The following is a 19,700-nucleotide window of genomic DNA, read 5'->3' on the forward strand; positions in this document are numbered from 1 at the left end:
TCATGGCTAAGAAAACTGATAACAATTTATACACTATTGGATTTGCCATTGTGATGGTAGTTGTCGTGGGTTCACTTCTGGCATTTATAGCATCGTCTCTAAAGCCAAGAATTGTTGAAAACCAACGATTTGAAAAGCAACAAAACATACTCTATGCAATGGGAGTTCATAATAATGAAGGTGATAATGACGTAAGCTTTATTTCAACAGACAGAGTTGGAGAGGTCTTTGACACATACATCACCAATCAATACTATGCTCAGGGCGATCAACTCATTGAAGATGACGAAGCTTATTTGATTGAACTTGCTAAAGAAGAGTCTGCTGCTAAAAACCCTAATTATCAAAAACGACTCCCTATTTTTATTGGCGAAAAAGATGGCGAGACGTTATACATTATCCCGGTTACCGGAAAAGGACTTTGGGATGCTATTTGGGGTTTTGTAGCGTTGGATTCTGAATTTGTCATTGAAGGTGTTTATTTTGACCATAAAGCTGAAACTCCCGGTTTGGGAGCGAATATAAAAGAGCGCTTCTTTATGGACGATTTTAAAGGTGAACACATATTTGACGAAGATGGAGATTTTGAAGGGGTTGAAGTTGCAAAAGGCAACAACGACCCGCTAAACAATAGAAAAACAGACAATCAAGTTGATGCCATAGCTGGCTCAACCATCACCGGGAACGGTGTTACAGCTATGTTGCGCACATACTTAAGAGAATATTTACCTCATTTAAAATCTTTAAATCAATAAGAAATGGGATTATTATCAAAAAAAGACAGAGCTTTAATATTAGACCCTCTAACAGATAACAACCCTATTACGATTCAGGTATTGGGTATTTGTTCAGCACTTGCCATCACGGCACAGTTAAAAGCCTCTATTGTAATGGCTTTATCTGTAATATTTGTTATGGGTGTAGGAAACATTGTGATTTCTCTTATGAGAAATATAATCCCTTCTAAAATTAGAATTATAGTACAGCTGGTTGTTGTTGCAACACTTGTTATAATTGTAGATCAGGTTTTAAAAGCTTTTTCTTATGAATTGAGTAAGCAATTATCAGTCTTCATTGGTCTGATTATTACAAACTGTATCATTATGGGACGATTTGAAGCCTTTGCACTTGGTAATGGTGTTTTTCGATCTTTCCTAGACGGCATTGGAAATGCCTTAGGATATGGTGTGATACTTATCATTGTTGGATTTTTCAGAGAACTTTTAGGTTCAGGAACGCTTTTAGGAATTCAGGTTTTAGGAGACCCGATTGCCAAAACAGGATTGTATTCAATAGGTTATGAAAACAATGGATTTATGCTGTTGTCACCAATGGCCCTAATAACCATAGGGATTATTATCTGGGTACAACGTTCAAGAAATCCAGAACTGGTAGAAGAAAATTAATATTAAAGTTTGTTAGTTTACAACTAAATACAAAACAACATGGAGCACATTGAATTATTTTTTAAATCAATCTTTATAGATAATATGGTATTTGCCACGTTCCTTGGAATGTGTTCTTACCTAGCGGTTTCCAAAAAAGTAACTACTGCGGTAGGTCTTGGATTAGCAGTTATCTTTGTCCTCGGTATCACAGTGCCAATCAACTGGCTACTCGATCAATATATTTTACAAGAAGGCGCACTTTCCTGGTTAGGGCCAGAATATGCTTCTTATGATTTAAGCTTCTTGTCATTTATTATGTTTATTGCAACCATTGCAACAATGGTACAACTGGTGGAAATAGTAGTTGAAAAGTTTTTACCCGCACTTTACAACTCTTTGGGAATCTTTTTACCGCTAATCGCTGTAAACTGTGCAATTTTAGGAGGTTCATTATTCATGCAATCAAGACAAATTGCCAGTATAGATTTGGCTTTAAATTATGGGGTAAGTTCAGGAATTGGATTTTTCTTAGCAATCTTAACTATTGCTGCTATACGTGAAAAAATTAGATATTCAAATGTGCCGCCACCCTTAAGAGGCTTAGGAATAACATTTATTATTACCGGATTAATGGCAATTGGTTTTATGAGTTTTGGTGGTATGTTAACAGGAGGAGATAGTGAAGAAGAAACAACCGAAACAGCACAGGTATCCAACCTTAATGAAAATTCAACATTATCTGCGGTAGTTAGCGGTCAAGAGTCAGCTACCTTAGATTCTACCGAACAAAATCAGGAAACCAATCAAGAAGTAACAAAATAACGATATGATATTAGCAGCAAGTACATTAGGTGTCGTTTTAGCAACCGTAATAGCATTTTTAGTATTAATACTACTATTAGTGGGGATTTTAATTTTTGTTAAAGAAAAGTTGTCTCCTTCGGGCCCTGTAAAAATTACCATTAATAATGAAAAGGTTCTAGAGGTTGACTCAGGAAGCACGCTTTTAACAACCCTTAGTTCAGAAAAAATATTTTTGCCTTCTGCTTGTGGTGGAGGTGGAACTTGTATTCAATGTGAATGCCATGTCCTTGAAGGTGGGGGTGAAGCGCTTCCAACAGAAACACCACACTTTTCAAGAAAAGAAATTCAGGAAGGTGCTCGTTTAGCCTGTCAGGTTAAAGTTAAACAGGATATGAACATTACCATTCCGGAAGAAGTATTTGGAATTAAAAAATGGGAAGGTACTGTTTTAAGAAACTATAATGTAGCTTCTTTTATCAAGGAATTTGTTGTTGAAATCCCCGAGGATATGGGGTACAAGGCAGGTGGTTATATTCAAATCGAAATACCACCCTGTGAGATTAAATACAAGGATATTGATATTACAGCTCACCCAGAAGAACACGATACACCTGATAAGTTTCAGGAGGAATGGGATAAGTTTCAGCTATGGCCTTTGGTAATGAAAAACTCTGAAACAGTAGAACGTGCTTACTCAATGGCTTCTTACCCTGCTGAAGGACGCGAAATTATGCTGAATGTGCGTATTGCCACTCCACCCTGGGACAGAGCTAAAAACACCTGGATGAATGTAAACCCCGGTATAGCATCTTCTTACATCTTTGCGCAAAAGCCGGGTGATAAGGTGGTGATTTCAGGTCCTTACGGTGAGTTTTTCATCAACGAAAGTGAAGCCGAAATGCTGTATGTAGGGGGTGGTGCCGGTATGGCCCCAATGCGCTCACACCTTTATCATTTATTCCGTACATTAAGAACAGGAAGAAAAGTTACTTATTGGTATGGGGGACGTTCAAAAAGAGAATTATTTTACATCGATCACTTTAAAAACTTAGAAAAAGACTTCCCAAACTTTAGATTCTTTATGGCACTTTCTGAGCCATTAGAAGAAGACAACTGGAAAGTAAAAGACGGCATCGATGGTGAAGGCGACGGTTTTGTTGGATTTATCCACCAGGTGGTAATCGATAACTACTTAAGTAAACACGAAGAACCGGAAGAAATCGAATTGTATTTCTGTGGACCTCCATTAATGAACCAGGCGGTTCAAAAGATGGGTGAAGACTACGGTATCCCAGATGAGCACATTCGCTTTGATGACTTTGGGGGATAAACTTTAAAACTATAAAACTAAAAAAACCGATACTTTTAAAGTGTCGGTTTTTTTATATCCTAAATTAAAACTTTATCTTACTACCTCAAATAGTAACAACTATGTTTAAGCATTTTATTTTTATTTTCGTTTTGCTTTTCAGTAATTTATTTGTTGTTCAATCACAATCGCCTGAAAAAGAATATAAAAATAAAGTTTTACAATTAGAATTACTCATAAAAGGAGGTGATACAAATGCTATGGTAGAACTTGGTAATCTTTACTATTATGGCTATTCTAAAAATGATGAAAACATTACAAACTATAAAAAAGCTTATTTTTGGTTTGAAAAAGCTGCTTTTAAAAAACACATTACAGCAATGTATAATCTTGGATATTTTTATGAGAACGGCATAAAAGTTAACCTGAATCCAAAAAAATCTATTAGCTGGTATGAAAAATCTGCAGAAGCAGGGAATCCTCTAGCAATGTTAGCACTTATCAAAATTTATAAGGATGAGAGTTCAAGTTTTCAAAATATTGAAAGAGCTAAAATGTGGACATCAACACTTATAAATACAACTGAAAACCTAAATATTTCTTTCACGAAGGAAGATGATTTTGAAACAATTCTACTTCATTTTAATAAATATGGAATTTTCACTCCAAAATTACTTTTAGAATTAAGGAATATTAGTTCTAATTGATTACATTTTTAACCAAACATTACATACCTATCTATTCGGCTTTACTTTAAAAAAAGGTAATTTTGCATTATAAATCAATAGTATATGTCACTTCCTCTCACAGAACAAGAACTCCACAACCTGGCGATGAATATCGTGGGTAAAGACCTTGAAGAACAAGGTTTTGAATTTATGGGGGTCAATTCTGATTTAAAAAAGAACCCACAGTTTGTGGCACTTAAAGAAAAAACACTTCATTTTGTTATTGTTAGAGCCATTACTTATCCGGACCCCGTTCAGGAGTATGACCAGGCTTTTATGAAAAAAATGAAAGAACACGCCGATAAATTTGAAGCCAAAACCTATTATGCCGGTGTTGGATTAGGGCACGGTGAAAATTACCAACACCCCATTCTTAAAGACGAAGATTATACCGTCATTTATAAAGGGTTTCAGGAAATCAAACTATAAATAGTATTCGCTTTCATCCATCTTGAAATTGACAATTATCAAACACCCAAAATATTTAATTGAATGAAAAACCTAGTCTTTATTTGCTTGTTATTTCTAAGCTTTTCTTGTAAAAACTTTGAGACAAAATCTTCTTTAGTTCAAAATTCCGGTGAAGCTCTTGGTACCACTTACAGCATCCAATATGAAGGAAACCAGGACTATCACGACGATTTAAAAAAAGTTTTTGACCTTGTCAATCAATCCATGTCAACCTACTTGCCTTCATCAGTTATTTCAAAAATAAATTCGGGAGACTCAACAGTAATTGTTGATGCTCATTTTGAAACTGTTTTCTTGCTATCGAAAAAAATATGGATGGAAACCAATGGTGTTTTTGACCCCACTGTGGGGCCTTTAGTGAATGCATATGGTTTTGGGCCCAAAGGAAAATTAAAAGGGATTGACAGTATTGAGGTGGATAGTATCAAACAATTTGTGGGTATGGAAAAGGTTTTGTTGACCAAAAGTAAAAGTATAAAAAAACAAGATTCACGCACTTTTATTGATTTTAATGCCATAGCCAAAGGGTATACGATTGATTTATTGGGAGAGCTATTAGACTCAAATGACATTCAAAATTATTTAATAGAATTAGGTGGAGAGCTTTTAGCGAAAGGAATCAACACAAATTCCGGAAAGGATTGGATTGTGGGAATCGATGATCCCACCCAAACAGAAGAACGCACGCTTATTAAAAAAATTAAACTAAAAGATGTTGCTATGGCAACCTCGGGGAATTATAGAAAAACGCGTATTGACCCTGATACCGGGGCCCATTATGTTCACACAATCAATCCCAAAACAGGATGGCCAAAAATCAGCAATGTGCTGAGTGTTTCTGTTCTTGCTGAAACCTGCGCAGAAGCTGATGCCTATGCTACTGCATTTATGGCCATGGAACTGGAAGAAAGCAAATCTTTTCTTTCTTCAAATGAAAATGTAGAGGCCTACATCATTTATGTTGATGAAAATAATGTGATGCAGGAATGGTTCACTGAGGGCTTTCAAAAACTCATTGTGGAATAAAAAAAACCTCTTTGTGATTTCTGCAAAGAGGATTTTTTATAAACTATATTAAAAATTTAATTTTCTTTATTTTTCACATATTTTTCAAGCCATACATCTTGTTCCCATAACAAGTGCATAATGCTTTCTCTTGCAGCATATCCGTGACTTTCATTGGGCAACATCACAAGCCTTACCGGAGCTCCCAATCCTTTTAAGGCATTAAAATAGCGCTCGCTTTGCATTGGGTAAGTACCTGAATTGTTATCAGCTTCTCCGTGAATAAGGAGTAAAGGTGTTTTCATTTTTTCAGAGTTCATAAAGGGAGACATAGTGTAATAAACTTTGGGGGCTTCCCAATAGTTTCTTTCTTCTGCCTGAAAGCCAAAAGGCGTTAACGTTCTGTTGTAAGCTCCACTTCGGGCAATTCCGGCGGCAAATAAGTTGGAATGCGAGAGCAAGTTTGCCGTCATAAAGGCTCCATAACTATGTCCGCCAACAGCTACCCGATCTCTGTCAATATACCCTAACTCATCCACTGCATCGATAGCAGCTTTAGCATTGGCAACCAGTTGTTCTATAAATGTATCATTGGGTTGTTCGCCGTCTTCTCCAATGATTGGAAAAGCTGCATCATCCAAAACAACATAGCCTCGATTTACCCAATACAAAGGAGTTCCGTAACTCAGGTAAGTAAATTGGTTGCTGCTGGAAGTTACTTGAGAAGCACTTGAAGCATCAACAAATTCCCTGGGGTAGGCCCACATAATCATCGGATACTTTTTGTTTTCATCATAATCAACCGGTAGATAAAGCGTTGCTGAAAGGTCCAGACCATCTTCTCTTTTGTAGGTAATAACTTCTTTATGGATATCCTGTATCGCCTCAAAGGGGTTTTTAAAATCGGAAAGTTGTTCTAATGTTCCGGTTTTTATATTTCTGATGTAGTAATTTGGAAATTGATTACTGCTTTCGAGCCTGGTTAACACTGTGCCTTTTTTTACATCAATCATTCGACTGATACTTTCAAGCATATCACCGGGCTTGGCTTGATACAGCCTTTCTGTTTTATTGGATTTGAGATTGTATTTATCCACAAATGGAAGTTTACCTTCCGGCGAAAAGCCATCTCCAATTAGATAAACGTTGTTATTATCAATTTCCAATACATTGCGACCAAATTCATTGCGTTTGGTAACAAAACTTCCTGGATCGCTGTATCTATCCTGATAATTTCTTTCTATAAAAAGTGTGGGTTCTTCAGCTGGGTCTGTTGGGTTAAAAAACTCTGTTCGTGATGTTCTGGTATTCCACCAATAACTACTTAAAACTGCAGTATTTTTTGTTCCCCATTCAATACCAGAGTAGCGCAATTTTGTTTGAGCCAATTGTCTGGGTCTGGCAGTAAATGGAGCCGGTAACTGCATAATGAGGTCTCTGTATTCTACTTCAACTTCAGGATCGCCGCCGTCCAGAGCTTCTGCCCAAACCAAAGTAGCCGGTTGATCATCACGCCAAGATATACGACGTGGACCTGTTTGAACAGCCATAAAACCCTTTGGAAGTTCTTCAATAAGTGGAACATCCACAATATTTTTCACTAAGCTTCCATCTGCATTATACACATCATAAGATGTGGGAAACCTTGAATAAGGAACTATATAGGAAAAAGGGCGTTTTATTTCAGTTATTAAAAAGTAAGTCCCATCCGGTGAAGGAGAGATGTAACGGTATAAAGAAGCCTCTTTCCATTTTGTTTTATTGCCATTAAGAGCAACTTTCCAAAGTTCAGAACGCACCAATGTTTCAAAATTGGCTTCGTCGCTGGTATTTTTTAATAAATCCTGATAAGTGCGGTTTTGTGCTTTTTGACCTTCTGCGTTTTCTGAAATCACAGGTCCGGTGGGCACTGTGTTTTCAGTATCAATGAGGGGTTTTCTGTCTTCAGGAAGTACTTTAACGATAAAACCTGAATCATCTTTTAACCAGGTTGCCGGATTGCCCATATTGGCATTCAGGTTTGCGTCAGTAAGACGGTTAGCTTGCTTTTTATCATAATCAATTACCCAAAGAGAAACTCCATTTTCAGTAGCATTGATAAAAGCTATTTTATCTTCTTCATTTGACCAGTTGATATTTGTGATTTTTGCATTTTCAGGCATCCCAGAGATTGGGATTTCTTTTTTTGTCTTTAAGTCAAAAACACTGATGTTGTTGTAGTTTCTCGCCCTGCTTGAACTGTTGGTTTTTGGATTGATGCGCAATCCTCCCAAACGCATTTCTTTTTCAGATAATTCATCAATTGAAATGTACTGATTTCTGTATATGAGAATGGCTTTTGAACCGTCACTGTTAATGCTCATAAATGGCGGAAGCGAAACATCAGCCAATGATAAAATATCGGGATGTGGGGTTTGGTAGTTTAAGTCGATTTGTGCTTTACTTCCTGTAAAAATCAAAAGAAAAGCAAGTAAGAATAGATAGGATGATCTCATAGTTGAATTTGTTGAGTTATTAGTTTTTAAAAATAACTAAAAAAAATCAATCCTTCTTTTCTTTGGATAGTTAAAGAAATGTTTAAATCTTCCGACACACGGGAATAATCTCACTTTCAGAAAGCCGAAAGCGTTCCATTTCTTCGATTGAAAATTGCTTGGTGTAATCAACCTCATCTACGTGGAATCCAACTGACCTTAACTTGTCAAAATAATCCCTACCGTAAACTCTTACGTGGTCATATTGACCAAAAATCTTTGTTCTTTCTTTGGGGTCTGTAATGCTGTTGTCTTCAAAAGTAGTTTCTCTGGACAGGTCTTGCGGAATCTGGAAAATACCTGTCCCACCTAGTTTTAAAATACGATACAGTTCATGCATTGCTTTTGTGTCGTCGGGAATGTGTTCCAGCACATGATTGCAAAGTATAAAATCAAAGCTATCGTCGTTAAAAGGCAGGTTGCAAATGTCAGCCTTTACATCCGCCAATGGGGAATTGAGGTCTGTAGTCGTGTAATCGAGGTTTTTTAATTCTCTGAATCGTTTATAAAACGCCTGTTCAGGGGCAAAATGAAGTACTTTTAAATTCTTTGTAAAAAATGTAGTTTCATTTTTTAGATACAACCACAGTAAACGGTGTCGCTCCAGCGAAAGGGTTCCCGGAGCCAAGACATTTTCCCGTGGGTTTTCATAACCGTAAGGCAGGAAACTGCGATACCTTTTCCCGTCAATGGGGTCTTCAAATTGAGTTCCCCGATACCAGAGAGCTAATATGGGCCGAAAGATATAACTCAATCGAATGAGTGATTGTCTGGGTATTTTATTAAGGAAAAACTTAAAAAGTGATTTCACGATTTTGTTTGTTTGAGTGCTTTTGTTTTAAAGCACCAATGCAGTTTGTCTAAACTCATTTTCTTCATCACTTTCAATACCCAGCACTTTGTAGATATAACCAAACGTTGAAAGCAATTCGGGTTTGCCGTCAACCAATGCTACATTGTGTTCAAAATGGGCGCTGGGTCTGCCGTCATCAGTTACAATTGTCCAGCCGTCTTTTAGTTGCTTTACACGGTGGGTTCCCAAATTGATCATAGGTTCAATGGCAATGGTCATGCCTTCTATAAATTTTTTACCTCTTCCGCGTTTTCCGTAGTTGGGAATTTCAGGATCTTCGTGAAGTTTTTTTCCTAAACCGTGACCCACAAGCTCTCTTACCACACCATATCCAAAACTTTCACAATAATTTTGGATAGCATAACCAATGTCGCCCACGCGATTGCCTGCTTTAAACTCTCTAATTCCTCTGTAAAGTGATTCTTTGGTGACCTCCAGTAATTTGGCGAATTCGGGTTTTATTTCACCCACTTGAAAGGTATAAGCATGATCGCCATAATAGCCATTTTTGATGGCGCCACAATCAATAGAAAGGATATCACCTTCTTGTATTTCAAAATCTGTAGGCAGCCCATGAACAACCTGATCATTAGCACTTATCAAAAGGGTTGAAGGACAGTCATAAAGTCCTTTAAACCCAGGCACAGCATTTTCCTCTTCTCTGATATATGCTTCTGCAAGTTCGTCCAGTTTATTCAATTTAACCCCTGGCTTAATCTCAGCGGCTATCATTCCCAATGTTCTGGAAACCACTAATGCACTTTCACGCATCAATTCAATTTCTTCTTTTGTTTTTGGTATGATCATACTAAAAGGTATTATTTTTTTAAAAAGGAAAGGAATCCCTTCTTACTTGATTTTTTCTTGAGTCCTCCTTTTTGTTTTACTAAAAGTTGATAGATTTCGCCCCACTCTTTCAGTCCGCCAATATTTCTGTCATCAATATAAATATCAGCTAAAATTTTTCTACTCTGTGTTTCATCAAACTCTTCTTCCGGAAAGCTTTTATTGACAGCATAAAATGTAATGCCCTTTTGTTTACAAAACGCTACCGCTTCATCAAGCTCTGAACCGTGCCGGTATGTCCACAATATGAGACGATGCCCTTCATCCTGCAATTGTTTGAGGGTTTCAAAAGCAAAAAGCACAGGTTTTCCCATTTTGGGATACTGATTTTCTACCAGAGTACCATCAAAATCGACTGCGATTGTGAGTGATTTAAAATTCATAGCTTAATTAATTTTATAAAAACAACAGGATATTGTTATTCTTCTACAAAATAAGCGTGTTTATATTCTTCTCCTTTTGCAATTTGCAGCAGGTCTATTTCTATGCTGTTTATAGGGTATTCAACAATTCTTCCCATTTCTTCGCCCTTTTCATACACAATTATCGTTGGTACATATTCAATTTCATATTCTTTTTCGATGCCGCTGGGTGTGTCTTTGTTTTCTGAAAGGGTATAAAGTGGAATGGTTGAAGTGTCATAATCAATCTTGTCAAGGATGTTTAAAAGCACCGGGACTTGAAGTTGACTGTCTTCACACCAGGTTCCCATAAAAACTACCATTGATTTACCCTCTAGTGCAATCTTTAAAGAATTTAGAATTTGTTGATTTGGTTCGTACTTATAGTTTTCATTAAACCAAATATCATAAGGTGCTTTTTTGATTACTTCAAATTCCTGTTTTCCCAAGAGAACAGGGGCCTCTTCTGTAGAGTTTAATTCACTTTCAACTTGCTCTTCTTCCTGGTTTTGATTTTCTGCTTTTTTATTGTTTCCGCAAGAAATTAATGCCAGGCTTAGTGTAAAAAAAAAGAGATACTTTATCATTTGTATTTAATTTAAATTAGTGATTTTTCATTCATTTCAAAAGGTTTTTGGATCCCCATAAGTTTTAAAACTGTGGGTGCAATGTTAGCTAAAACTCCATTCTGCACTTTTTTAATTTCATTATCCACAATTATGATTGGAACCGGGTTTGTGGTGTGTGCTGTATTAGGTGAGCCATCGGGGTTTATCATTGTTTCACTGTTACCGTGATCTGCAATAATAATGGTTGTGTAGTTGTTTTCAACAGCGATTTCTACAATACTTTTAGTACAGCTATCAACGGTTTCACAGGCCTTAACGGCAGCCTCAAAAACACCTGTGTGACCAACCATATCAGGATTTGCAAAATTAAGACAGATAAAGTCTGCTGATTGTGAATCAATTTCAGGAAGTATTTTGTCTCTTATTTCATAAGCACTCATTTCGGGTTGCAAATCATAAGTTGCTACTTTTGGTGAGGGGCACAAAATTCTTTTTTCACCATTAAATGGTTTTTCTCTACCTCCTGAAAAGAAAAAGGTAACGTGTGGATATTTTTCTGTTTCGGCAATACGAATTTGTTTTTTACCTGCTTTTGATATGATTTCACCCAAAGTGTTATTGATGTTTTCCTTTTTATAAACAACTTTTATGTCTTGAAAAGTATCATCAAAATTGGTCATTGTCACAAAGTGAAGGGGCATTTTAGCCATATTGTATTCGTGAAAATCCTTTTGGGTAAGTACCTCTGTAAGTTGTCTTCCTCTGTCTGTTCTAAAGTTAAAGAAAATAACCACATCATTGGGTTGAATTGTGGCTGTGGGCTTACCGTTTTCGGTAAGAACAATGGGTTCAATAAATTCATCTGTAACTCCATTGTCATAGCTTTGCTGAATGCTTTCCAGGGCATTTTTAGAAGCTATTCCCTTTCCGTTAACCAATAAATCAAAGGCTTTTTTAGTTCTTTCCCAGCGTTTATCGCGGTCCATTGCATAATATCTTCCGATGATTGATGCTAACTTTCCACCGGTGATTTTTATATGATTTTGCAATTCAGGGATAAATGCTTTCCCTGATTGTGGATCAACATCTCGGCCATCTGTAAAGGCGTGTACAAAAACATTTTTTACACCTTCCTTATTTGCTGCGGTAAGAAGGCCTTTCAGGTGATTGATGTGAGAGTGGACCCCACCATTAGATACCAATCCAATTAAATGAATATTTTTATTATTATTTTTTGCGTACTCAAACGCATTTTTGATGCTTTTTTCTTCACTCAATGTGTTGTTTTCTGCAGCCAAATTAATTTTTGCCAATTCCTGGTAAATGATCCTACCGGCTCCCAGATTGATGTGGCCCACTTCGCTATTGCCCATCTGACCTTCCGGAAGTCCTACATTTAGACCATCTGTCAGTAACTGTGCATTTGGATATTTTGAGTATAATGAGTCAATGAAAGGAGTGTTTGCTTTTGCGATAGCAGAAACTTCGGGGTTTTGAGTAACTCCCCACCCATCCAAAATCATTAAAAGCACTTTTTTGTTCATATTTTAAATATATTTTGCAAAGGTAGCAAGTATTTTTGATTGCAAAATTTTAATCTTGTGAATCATATAAGAAAACGCTGATTTATCCGTTTAAATACATGAAAGATTCTAACTTTTAAAATTTTAAGTATAAATAATTTTGATTTTCCAGAATAAATTTTATTTTTGGAATGCCCAAAATTAAAATTAACCTAAAGAATACGAATGACTTACAGAATTCTCCCCATTTTGTTGTTAAGCTTGTTTTCACTTACAACAAATTCCAACACTGCAAAGATTCACCTAACTGAATTATCGACTAACTCACTCACAAAAGCTGAATTGGTCTATGAAAACTTAACCACCAATGAGTATAATTTACCTTCATTGCAAAGTTTTACGCAGGCGTTGAACGGTTATTATAAACTTCAAGAAACCGGAAAAATACAAAAGAACTTATTAACAGTTGTAGATTTTAGTCTTTCAGCCAATGAAAAACGCCTTTGGGTGATTGATTTGGAGTTGAATGAAGTATTGTATCAAACTTATGTGGCGCATGGAAGAAATACAGGCAATGAATATGCTAAGTCATTTTCTAATATTCCTGAATCCTATCAAAGTAGTTTAGGGTTTTATGCCACAGCAGAGACTTATTACGGAAAACATGGATACTCTTTGCGATTGGATGGTTTGGAAACCGGAATCAATGACAAAGCAAGAGAACGAGCTATTGTAATTCATGGAGCCGATTATGCCACCGAAGATTTTATCAAAACATATGGCAGATTGGGTAGAAGTTTAGGGTGTCCTTCATTACCGAAGGAGGAAAGTAAGACGATTATAAACATGATTAAGGAAAAATCCTGTTTGTTTGTCTATTATCCGTCTAATGATTATTCATCAAAATCACAATTGATTTGATAAGGCTTCATATAGTTTAAAATCTTTTTCATATAAGTCGTCTCTGAATTTAAGATTGCCATTTTCACTCCAGGCGGACCAATATAATAAGTGTACCTGAACATCTCTATTCATTCTCGCTTCTGTGGTTTTGTTTGTTTTTACTAAATTTAAAATCTTTTCTAAACTCCATTTTTCCTCGTCATCCAACAAATAGGCTGATAATTCAAATGGATTTTGAACTCTCACACAGCCTGAGCTCAAAGACCGGGTTGCACGCTCAAAAAAGCTTCTGGAGTTTGTGTCGTGTAAATAGACAGCATATTTATTTGGAAACATAAACTTTACAAGTCCAAGGGAATTATAGTTTCCGGGGCTTTGAACATATCGATAAGACACAGCATCACGTTGATTCCAATCTTCAGGTTTTATAACAGCTCCACTTCGGTCATACACAGTAATATTTTTATCTGTTAAATAAGAACGGTTTTTGGCTGTCGCCGGAATGATATCATTCTTTTTAATGGTTGGAGGGATGGTCCAGGTTGGATTAAAGACCAAATGTGTGAGTTTTGAGTTAAGAACCGGGGTTTTTCTAGAAGCTTTCCCCACGATGACCTTATGGGATCGTGTTGTATCATTATTGCGCACAACCTGCATTGAATAATCCGGGATATTTAAAATAATGTATTCATCTCCAAAACTTCTTGGGTACCATCTCCATCGTTCCATATTGGCAATGATTTGCTGTTTTCTTTCAGCTGGAGTAATATTTAAAGCAGAAAGGGTTCCTGCGCCCACAACTCCATCTGGAGCAAGGCCATGTCGCATTTGAAATTTTTGTACAGCAAGTTCAGTTTCCTCATCAAATAGTAAAGTAAGGCTGTCTTTTGGGGACAGGTCTTTCCAAAATATCAAGCGTTCTTTTATAACAGCAACTTCTTCTAAACTATCCCCCAATCGTATTTTGTCTTCAATATCAATTCGGGGAAATGAGTTGATCTTGAATTCATCTATCAGCTTCAAAGCTTCTTTTAGTTGCTTATAAACTAAATGTTGTGGTTTTATCGATGCAATTGCTGCTTCAAAATCTTCATTTTGTAATTTCTTTAAAACAGTTAAATAATCAAATGAGTTTTCATTCAAAGTATAATCATTATAAAATTTATTTGGTTGAATCGAACCCCTACTTACTTTGATAAGGTACTTTAACAGTGTTTCTGTTAGTAAAATGTCATAGTTTACCAAATCGTTATCAGATAAGTTTGTGATGTTTTGCTCTTGTTTATCTATAGAATCTAGGGGAAAATGAGATTTAAATAAGCCTTCGTCTTCTAAATTGTAAAGTGTTTGTAATAAGTTGCCTCGAACAACATCAGAAACCCAAAAAGTTTTAAGGTTATTTTTCTGGTAGAAGGATAAAATAATCGAATCTTTAATCACAGCAAATGATGTTGAATCCATTGAATGCTGTTTTATTTTATTTTCTTTTGGTATCTTTAGCTTGATTTCTTCAAATGTTTTTTCAGGCATAGTTTCAACCTTTATACCATCTTTACAGGCGAAAAGAGATATGCTGATCGCAATTAAAACTATGAGGTATTTTTTGATCATTAATTTGGGGTTTCTTGATTCATTTCTTTATACATAACAAAGTGAGTGCCAACATCAGGAATTTCAAAAGAATCTCCAATAATTTTGTAGCCAAACTTTTCATAAAAGGGTATTGCTGCAATGCGTGCATTGAACCATAAAATGGTTACTTTCTTTTGAGTTGCTAATTGTTCTCCGATTTCAAGAAGCAACCTGCCATAACCTTTTGTTTTGTATTGGTCCAGAACTGCCATCCCCCTTAATTGTATTTGAGAGCCCTTGAATCCTAAATGTAGATTGTCATTGAAAGTTGCTACAGCAACCAATTTACCTTTTGAAAACAATCCAAAGTGAACGGTCGACTTTAATTCGTCCCCTTTAAAAACACAACTTGAAATTGGTTTTCCTTGCCTTAAAACAGCCTGTCTAATTGGAATTGTTTTTTCTGCGCTAATTTTTTTAATTTTTATATCAGGGTGTAAAACTCTATAAAAAAGTACAAGATCACCATCGTGATTCGCTTTAAATAAATAGTTCATCCCACACTTTAAAAGCACGTTGCAAGATGCTTTATTTAAAGGATCCACAAATCCATAGACGGCATTAAAGTTAAAGTTTTTAAAACCAAATTGGATTACATCTTTGGTGGTCTCAGTTGCAAAACCTTTGCCCCAAAATTTTCTTTTCAATCGGTATCCTACTTCAACAAGATTTTCTTTGGGGTGGAATTTTAATCCACAAAACCCTAAGAACTCATTCGTTATTTTATCGCAAACGGCCCATCTTCCATAACCATAAATGGAATAAGTGTTATAGTTTTTAATAAAATCTACTGCTTCATCTATGCTTGAAAATGGCGGGTCTCCTGTATATTTTATAACTTCAGGGTCGTAATTCATTTCATAGAAATCTTTGGCATCCTCAAGTAAGAATTCCCTCAAATAAGTCCTTTTTGTTTCTAAAATGATTTTCACTATTTTTTGATATCATTGTATTTTTGATATCTGCTAAACTGAACTTCCACAAAAGGACATAACGGAACCACTTTGAGATTGTTTTCTCTGGCATAGTCTGCAAGTGCATCCAAAAGTTTTGTGCCAACACCTTTTCCTTTGAGTTCGGGTTTTACTTCTGTGTGATTTACAGTAATCTCATTTTTGTCTGTAAAACTATATTGCATTTCAGCTACAATTTTTTGTTCTTTTTCGATAAAAAAAAGCCCGTTTGTATTATTCTCCTTGTGTTTTATGTTGCTATCCATAATGAATTGTTTCTTAAAGTTAATTAAAAAATTGAAAGACCTGTTTTGGTTGTTAAGCGTTCCAAGGTTTCCATTCCCAAAAGAGAATTACCTTTTTGATTGAGTTTAGGACTCCATACCGCTGCACTGTATTTTTCGGGATGTACAGTTACAATTCCTCCACCTACACCACTTTTTCCCGGCAGCCCAACCCTGAACGCAAATTCACCTGCTTCATCATAAAAACCACAGGTTTGCATAAGGGCATTGATTCTTTGCACTTTTATGGGGAGAATAACTTGTTCATTTGTTTCTAAAATTTTTCCTTCATTGGCAAAAAGCATAAAGGCACTTGCAAGCTCTTCACAACTCATAGCCAAAGAACATTGATAAAAATAAACATCCAGAATTGCATTGATATCATTTTTTATATTTCCAAACGATTTCATCAGGTTTGCCAATGCTGCATTTCTATGGCCGTGTTGTTTTTCACTTTGAGCTACTTTTTCATTAAAATTAATTGTGTGTTTTCCGGAAATTTTCCTTACAAACTTTAAGATTTCGTCCTTTGGGTTATCATATTCTGAAACCAATATATCTGAAATCACCAAAGCACCCGAGTTGATAAAAGGGTTTCTTGGAATCCCGTTTTCCCTTTCCAGCTGAAAAAGTGAATTGTATGCATTACCTGATGGTTCAACGTCCATTCGCTTCCATAAATCATCACCCAAGAGTTGCATAGCCAATGTTAAACTAAAAACTTTTGAAATACTTTGAATTGAAAATCGTTCAGTAGAATCTCCAAATGAATGGTGATTGCCATCGATGCAATATAGGTGTAGACCAAACATTTCCGGATCTACTTTTGATAATTCGGGAATGTATGAAGCTACTTTACCATTGTTTGGAAAATCTTGAAGTTCATGTTCAATTTGGTGTATGATTTTTGAATAATTCATTAAATGATTGTTTGTAAATCGGTAGTTGGATTAACTTCAAAAGGATCTTTATTTTGTAAAAACACTCTAGCTGTTAATTGTCCCTTTAGTGAAATTACTTTTCCTTTTAGTTCAAGCCAGCTCGCTTCTCTAAGACCAATAACCGGTAAATTATTAAGGCTGTGAAATTCTTTAATCCGAGTTTCACGGGTTTCTCCCATATGAGTTGAATTTGGTGTAGGGTCAAGGTAATGTGGATTTAAATTAAAAGGCAAAATACCAAGTGTTTTAAAGCTTGGGGGATACACTATAGGCATGTCGTTTGTAGTTTGCATTGTCAACCCGCAAATATTGCTTCCTGCACTGGTTCCCAGGTAAGGTGTGCCGTTGAGAATGTTTTCACGAAGCGTTTGCATCACGTCCATTTTATAAAGTTCATTTACAAGTCTAAAGGTGTTTCCTCCTCCTGTAAAGATACCTTCAGCTTTATTTAAAGCCTCGACAGGGTTGGAAAAGGTGTGCAATCCAACAACGTTCTTTCCAATATGTTTGAAAGCCTCCAGCGCTTTTTGTGTATATGCATCACAACTCATTCCACCAGGTTGTGCATAGGGAATAAATAAAACCTCATTTGTATGACTGTATAAATCAGAAAGATGAGGTAATAAATAGTCTAAATATTTGCCTCCATAGATGGTTGATGTGCTGGCGATTATGCAGTTTTTCATTATTTAAATTTATTATTTAATTGCTTTCGGCTTAAAACACCTTTAAAATGTGTTTTAATGGAAAGTCATTTACCACAAAATTAATACATTAAAGCTACATTATTTTGATTGACTCAGTTTTAACACTTGTTTAAATTCGTGGTTGAATTTTTAAATGTAAATTTATATATGCAAAAATTATTATTAGTTTTTCTATTTGTAATTCCATTTGTAACTTTTTCACAAGAGATTGACAGGGTTTTGGTACAGGGAAAAATAACTGCACCTCCCGGAGAAGACTTGGAAGGCATTTCAATATATAATACATCTTCACAAAAAGGAACAATATCTGATGCCGAAGGTGTATTTCAAATAAAAGTAGGATTGAATGACAGGGTTCTTTTTTCTGCACTACAATTTCAAAAATTCACCGTTATTGTTGATGAAGGGGTTTTGGAAACCCAACAAATGAAAATTTATGTGAATCCCGCTGTAATGCAGCTTGACGAAGTGATTGTAAGGCCTCATGACCTTACCGGAAACATCCATGTGGACGTGAGCCGTATCAAAACAACTGATTTGGCTCTTGATCTAAACCTCTCTTGGGAAAGTATGGAGTTTGATTATGAGTTTAGTGCTGATCAAAGCAGTGCTGTTGAAAACTCAGCTTTACAAGAAGTACAACCTGCAGGGCTTAATATTTTGTATCCTTTTGCATTGTTGGCTGATTTGCTTTTTAAATCAGATGCCAAAGCTGAAAGAAAAGGCAGGATGACAACACTGGAAGAGATGAAATTAAAGGATGGTTCAACAATCGCTATCAAGCAACGATTTTCTGAACGTTATTTTACAGAAACCTTAAAAATTAAAAAAACAGACATTGACAACTTTCTTTATTTTGTAAATGAAAATGGTTTTACAACTGAGTTATTAAGGGAACACAACGAATTAAAGTTAATGGATTTTTTAGAAAAACAACAAAAAATCTATTTATCTCAATCTAAATAAATTGTTTACAGGGAGCAGAAACTTTCTATATTTGCACTATGATTTTCAATGTACATTTTTTATTTATCAGTGGAGCCGAAATAGGATTTATACTTTTTATAGTCCTGATGGTGTTTGGCTCTGACAAAGTGCCAGAAATTGCCCGTGGACTAGGAAAAGGAATACGTCAAATCAAAAATGCAACCAACGACCTAAAAAGTGAAATTAGTAAGGGAGCCAAGGACCAAGGTATTGATGTTGATATTAGTAAAGATGTTAAAAACGAAATCGATAAAGTTAAAGAAGATGTTGACGAAATCACCGGACCCATTAAACGTCAGTTTTAATGTTTAAAACCCTGAAAGAGTGGGATAGAAGCCTCTTTGTATATCTTAATAATTCAGGGCTGGAATCTTGGGATAATTTTTGGCTGTTGGTTACAAACACTTTATTTTGGACACCACTATTTGTCTTAATAATTTATTTAATTTTCAAATTTTATAAATCAACAGAAGCCCGAATTGTTTTAGCTTATTTTTTACTTGCATTGGGTGTGAGCTTGCTTTTAATGATCTCAACAAAATATGCAATTGCGCGTTTGCGCCCCAATAATATTCCTGAACTTGCCGATTTAATTAGAGTACTTCATCAACCAGTGAGTTATAGTTTTTATTCTGGTCACGCTTCAAGTTCTTTTTTGATTGCCACTTTTGCTGTATTAATTTTAAGAAAATACAATCATTTTGTTTGGTTGATTTTTGTATTTCCGTTGCTGTTTACTTTAAGCAGGATTTTTGTTGGAGTTCACTTTCCAAGTGATTTGATTTTTGGTTCCTTTATGGGGTTCATAGTAGCAATACTATTTTATAAATTTAGCAAAACGAAAATCAATAAGAATGGTTAG

Annotated in this window: 22 protein-coding genes; 11 read left to right on the forward strand and 11 right to left on the reverse strand. The window is 35.7% G+C overall.

The window, feature by feature from the left end:
* Nucleotides 1-2: 2 nt before the first annotated feature.
* The 7 genes from IEV69_RS04930 to IEV69_RS04960 all read left to right on the forward strand — a co-directional run bounded on the left by IEV69_RS04930 (nucleotide 3) and on the right by IEV69_RS04960 (nucleotide 5,726).
* Nucleotides 3-755: a Na(+)-translocating NADH-quinone reductase subunit C gene (locus tag IEV69_RS04930; protein WP_188440064.1), complete on the forward strand. Its 753-nt coding sequence runs from the start codon at nucleotides 3-5 to the stop codon at nucleotides 753-755.
* Nucleotides 756-758: 3 nt separating this feature from the next.
* On the forward strand, nucleotides 759-1,406 hold the full coding sequence (locus IEV69_RS04935) for an NADH:ubiquinone reductase (Na(+)-transporting) subunit D (protein WP_188440066.1): 648 nt from the start codon (nucleotides 759-761) through the stop codon (nucleotides 1,404-1,406).
* Between the two features lie 39 nt (nucleotides 1,407-1,445).
* Complete coding sequence (gene nqrE / locus IEV69_RS04940) at nucleotides 1,446-2,210, forward strand: NADH:ubiquinone reductase (Na(+)-transporting) subunit E (protein WP_188440068.1); 765 nt, start codon at nucleotides 1,446-1,448, stop codon at nucleotides 2,208-2,210.
* Between the two features lie 4 nt (nucleotides 2,211-2,214).
* Entirely contained in the window at nucleotides 2,215-3,522 is a 1,308-nt protein-coding gene (gene nqrF / locus IEV69_RS04945; protein WP_188440070.1) for an NADH:ubiquinone reductase (Na(+)-transporting) subunit F, read from the forward strand.
* A gap of 101 nt (nucleotides 3,523-3,623) precedes the next feature.
* Nucleotides 3,624-4,208: a tetratricopeptide repeat protein gene (locus IEV69_RS04950; protein ID WP_188440072.1), complete on the forward strand. Its 585-nt coding sequence runs from the start codon at nucleotides 3,624-3,626 to the stop codon at nucleotides 4,206-4,208.
* A gap of 84 nt (nucleotides 4,209-4,292) precedes the next feature.
* On the forward strand, nucleotides 4,293-4,658 hold the full coding sequence (locus IEV69_RS04955) for a DUF8840 domain-containing protein (protein ID WP_188440074.1): 366 nt from the start codon (nucleotides 4,293-4,295) through the stop codon (nucleotides 4,656-4,658).
* Nucleotides 4,659-4,721: 63 nt separating this feature from the next.
* On the forward strand, nucleotides 4,722-5,726 hold the full coding sequence (locus IEV69_RS04960; protein WP_188440076.1) for an FAD:protein FMN transferase: 1,005 nt from the start codon (nucleotides 4,722-4,724) through the stop codon (nucleotides 5,724-5,726).
* A 56-nt stretch (nucleotides 5,727-5,782) separates the two neighbouring features.
* On the opposite strand, the gene IEV69_RS04965 is transcribed toward IEV69_RS04960, so the two are convergent.
* The 6 genes from IEV69_RS04965 to gpmI all read right to left on the reverse strand — a co-directional run bounded on the left by IEV69_RS04965 (nucleotide 5,783) and on the right by gpmI (nucleotide 12,452).
* Nucleotides 5,783-8,200, reverse strand: coding sequence for an alpha/beta hydrolase family protein (locus tag IEV69_RS04965; RefSeq protein WP_188440078.1), 2,418 nt, complete (start codon nucleotides 8,198-8,200; stop codon nucleotides 5,783-5,785).
* 82 nt (nucleotides 8,201-8,282) lie between these two features.
* Nucleotides 8,283-9,050, reverse strand: coding sequence for a class I SAM-dependent methyltransferase (locus tag IEV69_RS04970; RefSeq protein ID WP_188440080.1), 768 nt, complete (start codon nucleotides 9,048-9,050; stop codon nucleotides 8,283-8,285).
* A 27-nt stretch (nucleotides 9,051-9,077) separates the two neighbouring features.
* A complete protein-coding gene (gene map / locus IEV69_RS04975) occupies nucleotides 9,078-9,899 on the reverse strand; it encodes a type I methionyl aminopeptidase (RefSeq protein WP_188440082.1) in 822 nt (273 codons plus the stop codon).
* 11 nt (nucleotides 9,900-9,910) lie between these two features.
* Nucleotides 9,911-10,321: a BT0820 family HAD-type phosphatase gene (locus IEV69_RS04980; protein WP_188440084.1), complete on the reverse strand. Its 411-nt coding sequence runs from the start codon at nucleotides 10,319-10,321 to the stop codon at nucleotides 9,911-9,913.
* 35 nt (nucleotides 10,322-10,356) lie between these two features.
* Nucleotides 10,357-10,926, reverse strand: coding sequence for a thioredoxin family protein (locus IEV69_RS04985; protein WP_188440086.1), 570 nt, complete (start codon nucleotides 10,924-10,926; stop codon nucleotides 10,357-10,359).
* An 11-nt stretch (nucleotides 10,927-10,937) separates the two neighbouring features.
* The gene (gpmI, locus tag IEV69_RS04990; RefSeq protein WP_188440088.1) at nucleotides 10,938-12,452 is read right to left on the reverse strand and encodes a 2,3-bisphosphoglycerate-independent phosphoglycerate mutase; all 1,515 of its coding nucleotides are present in this window, start codon (nucleotides 12,450-12,452) and stop codon (nucleotides 10,938-10,940) included.
* Nucleotides 12,453-12,656: 204 nt separating this feature from the next.
* Between gpmI and IEV69_RS04995 the strand changes: the two genes are divergently transcribed.
* The gene (locus IEV69_RS04995; protein WP_188440090.1) at nucleotides 12,657-13,352 is read left to right on the forward strand and encodes a murein L,D-transpeptidase catalytic domain family protein; all 696 of its coding nucleotides are present in this window, start codon (nucleotides 12,657-12,659) and stop codon (nucleotides 13,350-13,352) included.
* On the opposite strand, the gene IEV69_RS05000 is transcribed toward IEV69_RS04995, so the two are convergent.
* From IEV69_RS05000 to pepE, 5 genes are read right to left on the reverse strand one after another with little or no spacing between them, the layout of a single operon-like run.
* Nucleotides 13,338-14,945: a L,D-transpeptidase family protein gene (locus tag IEV69_RS05000; protein ID WP_188440092.1), complete on the reverse strand. Its 1,608-nt coding sequence runs from the start codon at nucleotides 14,943-14,945 to the stop codon at nucleotides 13,338-13,340. The two genes, IEV69_RS04995 and IEV69_RS05000, sit on opposite strands and share 15 nt — an antisense overlap.
* Nucleotides 14,945-15,865: a GNAT family N-acetyltransferase gene (locus tag IEV69_RS13865; RefSeq protein ID WP_229741336.1), complete on the reverse strand. Its 921-nt coding sequence runs from the start codon at nucleotides 15,863-15,865 to the stop codon at nucleotides 14,945-14,947. The genes IEV69_RS05000 and IEV69_RS13865 overlap by 1 nt, the downstream gene beginning before the upstream one ends.
* A gap of 32 nt (nucleotides 15,866-15,897) precedes the next feature.
* Nucleotides 15,898-16,209, reverse strand: coding sequence for a GNAT family N-acetyltransferase (locus tag IEV69_RS05015; RefSeq protein ID WP_262891963.1), 312 nt, complete (start codon nucleotides 16,207-16,209; stop codon nucleotides 15,898-15,900).
* Nucleotides 16,209-17,123 (reverse strand): glutaminase, encoded by a 915-nt coding sequence (locus tag IEV69_RS05020; RefSeq protein ID WP_188440095.1) that lies wholly within the window; start codon nucleotides 17,121-17,123, stop codon nucleotides 16,209-16,211. The genes IEV69_RS05015 and IEV69_RS05020 overlap by 1 nt, the downstream gene beginning before the upstream one ends.
* Entirely contained in the window at nucleotides 17,123-17,830 is a 708-nt protein-coding gene (pepE, locus tag IEV69_RS05025; protein WP_188440096.1) for a dipeptidase PepE, read from the reverse strand. The genes IEV69_RS05020 and pepE overlap by 1 nt, the downstream gene beginning before the upstream one ends.
* Nucleotides 17,831-17,998: 168 nt before the next feature.
* Between pepE and IEV69_RS05030 the strand changes: the two genes are divergently transcribed.
* From IEV69_RS05030 to IEV69_RS05040, 3 genes are read left to right on the forward strand one after another with little or no spacing between them, the layout of a single operon-like run.
* Nucleotides 17,999-18,817 carry a BamP family beta-assembly machinery protein gene (locus IEV69_RS05030; RefSeq protein WP_188440098.1) on the forward strand — a complete coding sequence of 273 codons (819 nt, stop codon included), beginning with the start codon at nucleotides 17,999-18,001 and terminating at the stop codon, nucleotides 18,815-18,817.
* 38 nt (nucleotides 18,818-18,855) lie between these two features.
* Nucleotides 18,856-19,143 (forward strand): Sec-independent protein translocase subunit TatA/TatB, encoded by a 288-nt coding sequence (locus IEV69_RS05035; RefSeq protein WP_188440100.1) that lies wholly within the window; start codon nucleotides 18,856-18,858, stop codon nucleotides 19,141-19,143.
* Nucleotides 19,143-19,700 carry a phosphatase PAP2 family protein gene (locus IEV69_RS05040; protein WP_188440102.1) on the forward strand — a complete coding sequence of 186 codons (558 nt, stop codon included), beginning with the start codon at nucleotides 19,143-19,145 and terminating at the stop codon, nucleotides 19,698-19,700. Before IEV69_RS05035 ends, IEV69_RS05040 begins: the two co-directional genes overlap by 1 nt.

Origin of the sequence: Planktosalinus lacus (assembly GCF_014640155.1) — a bacterium.
Taxonomy (GTDB): Bacteria; Bacteroidota; Bacteroidia; order Flavobacteriales; family Flavobacteriaceae; genus Planktosalinus; species Planktosalinus lacus.